Annotated in this window: 8 protein-coding genes; 2 read left to right on the top strand and 6 right to left on the bottom strand. The window is 36.3% G+C overall.

The genetic code is table 11. The features are described 5' to 3' along the window. Window positions 1-264: 264 nt before the first annotated feature. The gene (locus CN288_RS07950; protein ID WP_026592541.1) at window positions 265-621 is read left to right on the top strand and encodes a YgzB family protein; all 357 of its coding nucleotides are present in this window, start codon (window positions 265-267) and stop codon (window positions 619-621) included. Window positions 622-683: 62 nt separating this feature from the next. On the opposite strand, the gene perR is transcribed toward CN288_RS07950, so the two are convergent. The 6 genes from perR to CN288_RS07920 all read right to left on the bottom strand — a co-directional run bounded on the left by perR (window position 684) and on the right by CN288_RS07920 (window position 4,992). Then, a complete protein-coding gene (perR, locus tag CN288_RS07945) occupies window positions 684-1,112 on the bottom strand; it encodes a peroxide-responsive transcriptional repressor PerR (RefSeq protein WP_170833688.1) in 429 nt (142 codons plus the stop codon). Between the two features lie 316 nt (window positions 1,113-1,428). Beyond that, window positions 1,429-1,884, bottom strand: coding sequence for a thioredoxin-dependent thiol peroxidase (gene bcp / locus CN288_RS07940; protein ID WP_026592539.1), 456 nt, complete (start codon window positions 1,882-1,884; stop codon window positions 1,429-1,431). Between the two features lie 45 nt (window positions 1,885-1,929). Next, entirely contained in the window at window positions 1,930-2,334 is a 405-nt protein-coding gene (locus CN288_RS07935) for a potassium channel family protein (RefSeq protein ID WP_026592538.1), read from the bottom strand. A gap of 70 nt (window positions 2,335-2,404) precedes the next feature. Beyond that, entirely contained in the window at window positions 2,405-3,190 is a 786-nt protein-coding gene (locus tag CN288_RS07930; protein ID WP_026592537.1) for an ABC transporter permease, read from the bottom strand. Window positions 3,191-3,194: 4 nt separating this feature from the next. Next, window positions 3,195-3,986 (bottom strand): ABC transporter permease, encoded by a 792-nt coding sequence (locus CN288_RS07925; RefSeq protein WP_026592536.1) that lies wholly within the window; start codon window positions 3,984-3,986, stop codon window positions 3,195-3,197. Beyond that, window positions 3,979-4,992, bottom strand: coding sequence for an ABC transporter ATP-binding protein (locus CN288_RS07920; RefSeq protein WP_098302080.1), 1,014 nt, complete (start codon window positions 4,990-4,992; stop codon window positions 3,979-3,981). The genes CN288_RS07925 and CN288_RS07920 overlap by 8 nt, the downstream gene beginning before the upstream one ends. Before the next feature lie 127 nt (window positions 4,993-5,119). Here CN288_RS07920 and hemL point away from each other — a divergent pair, with 127 nt between their 5' ends. Next, the gene (gene hemL, locus CN288_RS07915; RefSeq protein ID WP_026592534.1) at window positions 5,120-6,415 is read left to right on the top strand and encodes a glutamate-1-semialdehyde-2,1-aminomutase; all 1,296 of its coding nucleotides are present in this window, start codon (window positions 5,120-5,122) and stop codon (window positions 6,413-6,415) included. Window positions 6,416-6,444 lie beyond the last annotated feature (29 nt).

The raw sequence follows: 6,444 nt of genomic DNA, 5'->3' as shown, positions 1-6,444 counted from the left end.
TCGCTCATTTGCGACTTCCTCATGTTAACATCTTTGTATTTCGATGTCAACTAAGTTTTTCAATTTCTTTTTCGCTTCCTGCTGTTTCGCATCAGCGACGGTTATTAATATATCATGCAGGTTATATACGGTCAATACTTTTTATAAAAAAATTTCACATCCCGCTTATCTCTTTTCCTTTTCATCTTTTTACTGACCGCCACTTCTTTTAAACGAAAAATTCAAAATTGTATGTTATATTATTGCTATAGGAGCGTGATGGGAATGGGGATTAAATATTCGAACAAGATCAATAAAATTCGGACTTTCGCATTAAGTTTAGTATTTATTGGACTCTTCATTGCATACTTAGGTGTATTTTTCCGGGAAAATATTATTATTATGACCATTCTTATGATGGTTGGCTTTTTCGCAGTTATCGCTAGCACCGTCGTTTACTTTTGGATTGGTATGTTATCTACAAAAACTGTGCAAATCATGTGCCCAAGTTGTAACAAACCTACAAAAATGCTCGGACGAGTAGATGCATGTATGCACTGCAATCAACCCTTAACGCTTGATCGTACTCTAGAAGGAAAAGAGTTTGATGAGAAGTACAATAAAAAGAACTACAAGGCATAAAATGGGTGCATATAATGAAAAAAGAGGCCGACGTAACCGTCAGTCTCTTTTTTCATTATATATTACGCCTTATGACACTCTGGACATACGCCATAAATCTCTAGACGATGACTATTAATAACGAAGCCTGTTGCTTGTGCAGCTTCATCTTCAAGTTTTTCCAAACCTCCATAAGGAAAATCAACAATCTTACCACACTTTTCACAAATCACATGGTAATGCTGACTTGTAACATAATCAAATCTACTTGAAGCGTCTCCATAAGTTAGTTCCTTTACAAGCCCTACCTCTTTAAATACACGTAAATTATTATAGACAGTTGCAACACTCATATTCGGAAACTTACCTTCTAGCGCTTTATAAATTTCATCCGCTGTTGGGTGCGTCATAGATTCCACAAGGTACTCTAAAATAGCATGACGCTGTGGAGTAATGCGTACACCCGTATTTTTCAGCATTTCTAGCGCTTCTTTTAATTCTTCTTTGACCACCGTCATGCACCCCGATTCTATACGGATTATTATTTTATAATTCTTATAAAGAGTGTACTCCTTTTCTTGTCAATCGTCAATATTTCAACTGTAACTATGTGGTTTATTTTTCACCTAACCTTATTTTTATGTATGTTTGTCCATCCTTTATACATTCACATAGAAAAAAGTGCGAAATAATCGCACTTGGAATACTATCTTCTGAGGAGGTATGCCCTACTCTTTTAATGTATGAGGCATTAGCAAAAGTGTATAGACACATGCCTCACAGCACTTACACCATAATAATTTTTTCAGTTCCTTCTTATACAAAACCTTAATTTAAATAAGAAAGGATGTCCTCAATATGCCCTTTCACCTTTACTTTGCGCCACTCTTTTACAAGTTCACCATTTTTATTGATAAGAAACGTAGATCTTTCGATTCCCATGTACTCTTTTCCAAAATTCTTTTTCAGCTTCCATACAGCATATAACTCTGCCACTTTATGATCTTCATCCACTAAAAGTAAGAATGGCAAATCATGTTTTTCAATAAATTTCAAATGTCTATTTGCTGGGTCTGGACTTACCCCCAGTATAATTGTATCTTTTTCTTGAAACAACCCGTATGCGTCACGGAAATCGCATGCCTCTGTTGTACATCCTGGTGTCATATCTTTCGGATAAAAATATAATACTACATTTTTGCCGTGAAAATCAGATAGTTTAATCTGTTCTCCATTACTTCCTTCTAGTGTAAAATCCGGTGCCATTTCTCCTACTGCGACCATCTTTATCACTCCTTGTCTTTTCCTTCTACTATAACAAATGTTATTTTATTTTTCATTGTCGATCACGGTTCGAACTACGAATGCAAACGGCAAAGTATATCCAATCAGCGCTTCAACAATTGCAATCCAGCGCCCAATTCCAATAGGGGTTACATCACCATATCCAACTGATAATAAAGTAACCGCACTAAAATATAAGCATACTTCTACCAGCTGGAAAGAATGAACATTTAAACTTTTCCCGTCTTCTCTTAAGACGGAAAATCCACTTTCCTCTAATACAACATAACTTAATCCAAATGCGATAAGTACTGTTGTATAAATTAGAAATAATACAGTCAGATTATACAAAGAAAAGAAACGCTTCGAATCTGGGTATGAGCTCCATAATATTTGAATACTTCTTAACACAGCCATTGCTGCAATGAATAAAATAAGTCCCCATAACATGTCCTCCACCTCATCTTATATGTATGAGGACAATACATAATTTATCCCATGGAAACCGATAATCCTCTATTTAGTTCCCGGCACCGCGGTATCTTTTCACACCTTGATTCCAAAGTGTGATTGCAATCGCAAAACAAATCACACCAACAAATGGTGTCGCAAACGCATAACTGTTCCATTCTGTCTTTCTAAGAAAATACGCCGCTGGATACACACCCACAAATGCAAATGGCAATACAAACGTTAACACAAATCGAATCACACGATTATAAATATTTACAGGATATCGCCCATAATTCCCAATGTTATACATAAGCGGCATAATAGAGCTTTTCGCATCTGACCAAAAGCCAATACTTGCAAGCGTTACAAATATCCCACCATACACAAGAGCACCTCCTGTTACCATGAACAAGAACAAAAAGTAATCATACCAATAAAAGGATAAATGCAGCTCTACTGCCGCATATCCCATTACAATGATCCCAGTAACTGCACCAATTAAAGACTCCAGTTCCATTCGCTCTAATATAATTTGGAATAAACTATGAATCGGTCTTGTTAAAACACGATCCATTTCTCCCTTAATAATGTAACGATCATTAAAATCCCATATATTAAAGAAAGCAGAAAAGATAGCAAACGGTACTAAGAAAAAGCCATAAATAAAGATAACTTCTTCTCGGTTCCATCCTTTTAACGCTTGTGTATGTCCGAAAACAACAAGAATAAAAATTAAATTAACAGCTTGTAATAGTAAATCAGATAATAATCCAACAATAAAATCACCACGATACTCGAGTTTCGTTTTTATATATTGGCTTGCATATTGCAAAAACAGTTTTATATACAGCATCCCATCATCCCCCTTGTACAATTAGGCGTTTTCTCGCCGTTTTCCACATCAGCACAATTGGAACAATAAGTACAACTGCCCAAATCATTTGAAATAATAAAGCCTGATACAACTTACTTCCCTGTATTCCCTCAGAGAAAATCATACTCGGAATATAACTGATTGCTTGAAATGGTAAAAATACCATTGCTTTTTGTGCCCATAAAGGATAAAAGCTAATGGGTAGTAATAAACCTGAAAATAAATCGATAACCACACGTTTTGCATACATAATACCACTATTATTAAATAAGAAAAAAGTAAGCATGCCTGTCATTAAATTAATTTGCGTATTAATAATAAAGCTGAATATTAACGATAGGAAAAACCACAGCCAGGTTTGAAAATTTGTTGTAATTTGCAATGAGAATAACAGTGTAACAATAATCATGCCGGGAATAGAAAAGAAGGCAAAACGGAAGATTCCCTCTCCAAGACCTTGCATAACTTTCATTCCTAAATAATTGTATGGACGAATTAATTCAACAGCTACACGTCCCTCTTGAATTTCCATCGCAATTTCTCTGTCAATGTTATTAAAGTAAAAAGCTCGAGCCATCCATGCAATAGCAATATAGGTTGTCATCTGAGAAATTGATAAGCTTTCAATATTCTCTTTCCCGCTGTAGATGGCTTGCCATAAAAAATAATATGCTCCGATATTAATTGTATAAATTAAAATTCCACTATAGTAATTCGTTCGGTAAGCAAGCATCATTAAAAAACGAATCCGAATCATTTCAATATACTTACCCATGAATCATACCCTCTTCATAAATATTACGGATAATTTCTTCTGTCGACACTTCATTAATTTTCAAATCTTTAATTTGAAAAGCTTGGACCACTTTGGAAATGAGCATAGAAATTACAACTTCTTCATTCGGTATTTTCGCAATCCATGTATATTCTTCTTTCCCCTGCGACCAAACTATATGATCATCAGGCATTAGCGCTGATAATTGTTGATATGAAACAGGTGCAGTAAATTGAAAATGTATCTCTTTTTCTGCTCCCCACTGCGAACGAAGTTTTTCTAATGATCCATCATACATAATGCTTCCTTCATCCAGCATAATCACACGTTCACATAAAGCTTCAATGTCAGTAATATCATGCGTCGTTAATAAAATTGTTGTTTTATAACGTTCATTCATTTCCTTTAAAAACTCACGGATTTTTAACTTTACAAGAACATCTAGTCCAATGGTTGGCTCGTCTAAAAATAAAAGCGGCGGATTATGAATTAATGCCGCTGCTAATTCACAACGCATTCTTTGACCAAGCGATAACTTTCTTACTGGCTTATCTAACAAAGGCCCAATATCCAACGTTTCAATAACGTGCTCCATATGTTCATTATATTGCGCGTCCGATACACCATACACTTTCTTTAATAAACGAAATGATTCTTGTACTGCAATATCCCACCAAAGTTGCGAACGTTGACCAAATACAACACCAATTGTTCTTACAAATTCTTCTCGCTGTTTATGTGGGTTCATACCATTTACTATAATCTGACCAGACGTCGGTGTTAAAATTCCAGTTAACATTTTAATAGTGGTAGATTTACCCGCGCCATTCTCACCGATATAACCAACCATTTCTCCTTGTTTTACAGTAAAGGAAACATCATTAACTGCTGGTACGATTTTATAATTACGATTTAATAAATCGCGAAATGCACCTTTTAAACCAGAACGACTTGAATACGCTGTAAATTCTTTGCGTAATCCTTGTACTTCAATTACCGATTTCATAATCGGCCCCCCTTCCTCGATACCACAACGAATAGTTTACCCAACTCCCATTCCTATCACAAACAATACGTCTTTTTGAAAAACATGTTAGAATAATACATAGATTTTTGTAAGGAGATGAATTGTAGTGAATTTCACAAAATCAGAAGCATTACATAAAGAAGCGTTAGAACATATCGTTGGTGGTGTTAACAGTCCTTCTCGTTCTTTTAAAGCAGTTGGTGGTGGGGCACCTGTTGCAATGGAACGCGGAAAGGGTGCTTATTTTTGGGATGTAGATGGTAACAAATATATCGATTATTTAGCAGCATACGGTCCGATCATTACAGGTCACGCTCATCCTCACGTAACAGAAGCAATCAAGATCGCAGCTGAAAATGGTGTATTATACGGAACACCAACAGCTCTAGAAGTAAAATTTGCGAAAATGTTAAAAGAAGCAATGCCAGCTTTAGATAAAGTTCGTTTCGTAAACTCTGGTACGGAATCTGTTATGACAACAATTCGCGTAGCTCGTGCTTATACAGGCCGTACAAAAATTATGAAATTTGCTGGTTGCTACCACGGTCATTCAGACTTAGTTCTTGTAGCAGCTGGTTCTGGCCCTTCTACTCTTGGTACTCCTGATTCTGCTGGTGTACCACAAAGCATTGCACAGGAAGTTATTACCGTTCCATTTAATAACGTGGAAACATTAAAAGAGGCACTAGATAAATGGGGACATGAAGTAGCAGCTATTCTTGTAGAACCAATCGTTGGGAATTTCGGAATTGTAGAGCCTAAACCTGGCTTCCTAGAAAAAGTAAATGAGCTTGTCCACGAAGCTGGCGCACTTGTTATTTATGATGAAGTAATCACAGCTTTCCGCTTTATGTACGGCGGTGCCCAAGATTTACTTGGCGTAACACCGGATTTAACAGCACTTGGTAAAGTAATCGGCGGCGGTCTTCCAATTGGCGCATATGGTGGTAAGAAGGAAATTATGGAACAAGTTGCACCGCTCGGTCCTGCTTACCAAGCTGGTACAATGGCTGGAAATCCAGCTTCTATGGCGGCTGGTATCGCATGCCTAGAAGTACTAAAACAAGAAGGTGTATACGAAAAACTAGATGAGCTTGGAGCAATGCTTGAAAAAGGTATTTTAGAACAAGCTACAAAACATAATATCGATATTACAGTAAACCGTCTAAAAGGCGCATTAACTGTTTACTTCACAACAGATACAATTGAAGACTATGACGCTGCTCAAAATACGGATGGAGAAATGTTCGGCAAATTCTTCAAACTTATGCTTAATGAAGGAATTAACTTAGCTCCATCTAAATATGAAGCATGGTTCTTAACAACAGAACATACAAAAGAAGATATCGAATATACAGTCGAAGCTGTCGGCAAGGCATTTGCTGCCTTAGCAAACGCATAAAAAATACACATTCAAAAGAAAAAATAGAG

It is taken from the genome of Bacillus sp. AFS023182 (genome assembly GCF_002560575.1).
Lineage (GTDB): Bacteria > Bacillota > Bacilli > Bacillales > Bacillaceae_G > Bacillus_A > Bacillus_A arachidis.
The sequence above is the reverse complement of the archived record's forward strand: the minus strand, read 5'-3'. Positions and strand labels throughout refer to the sequence as shown.

What these genes read in the sequence shown, in the direction of transcription:
- CN288_RS07950 (WP_026592541.1), top strand. Translation starts at nt 265, where the DNA reads ATGGGGATTAAATATTCGAACAAGATCAATAAAATTCGGACTTTCGCA.
- bcp (WP_026592539.1), bottom strand. Translation starts at nt 1,884, where the DNA reads ATGGTCGCAGTAGGAGAAATGGCACCGGATTTTACACTAGAAGGAAGT.
- CN288_RS07935 (WP_026592538.1), bottom strand. Translation starts at nt 2,334, where the DNA reads ATGTTATGGGGACTTATTTTATTCATTGCAGCAATGGCTGTGTTAAGA.
- CN288_RS07930 (WP_026592537.1), bottom strand. Translation starts at nt 3,190, where the DNA reads ATGCTGTATATAAAACTGTTTTTGCAATATGCAAGCCAATATATAAAA.
- CN288_RS07925 (WP_026592536.1), bottom strand. Translation starts at nt 3,986, where the DNA reads ATGGGTAAGTATATTGAAATGATTCGGATTCGTTTTTTAATGATGCTT.
- CN288_RS07920 (WP_098302080.1), bottom strand. Translation starts at nt 4,992, where the DNA reads ATGAAATCGGTAATTGAAGTACAAGGATTACGCAAAGAATTTACAGCG.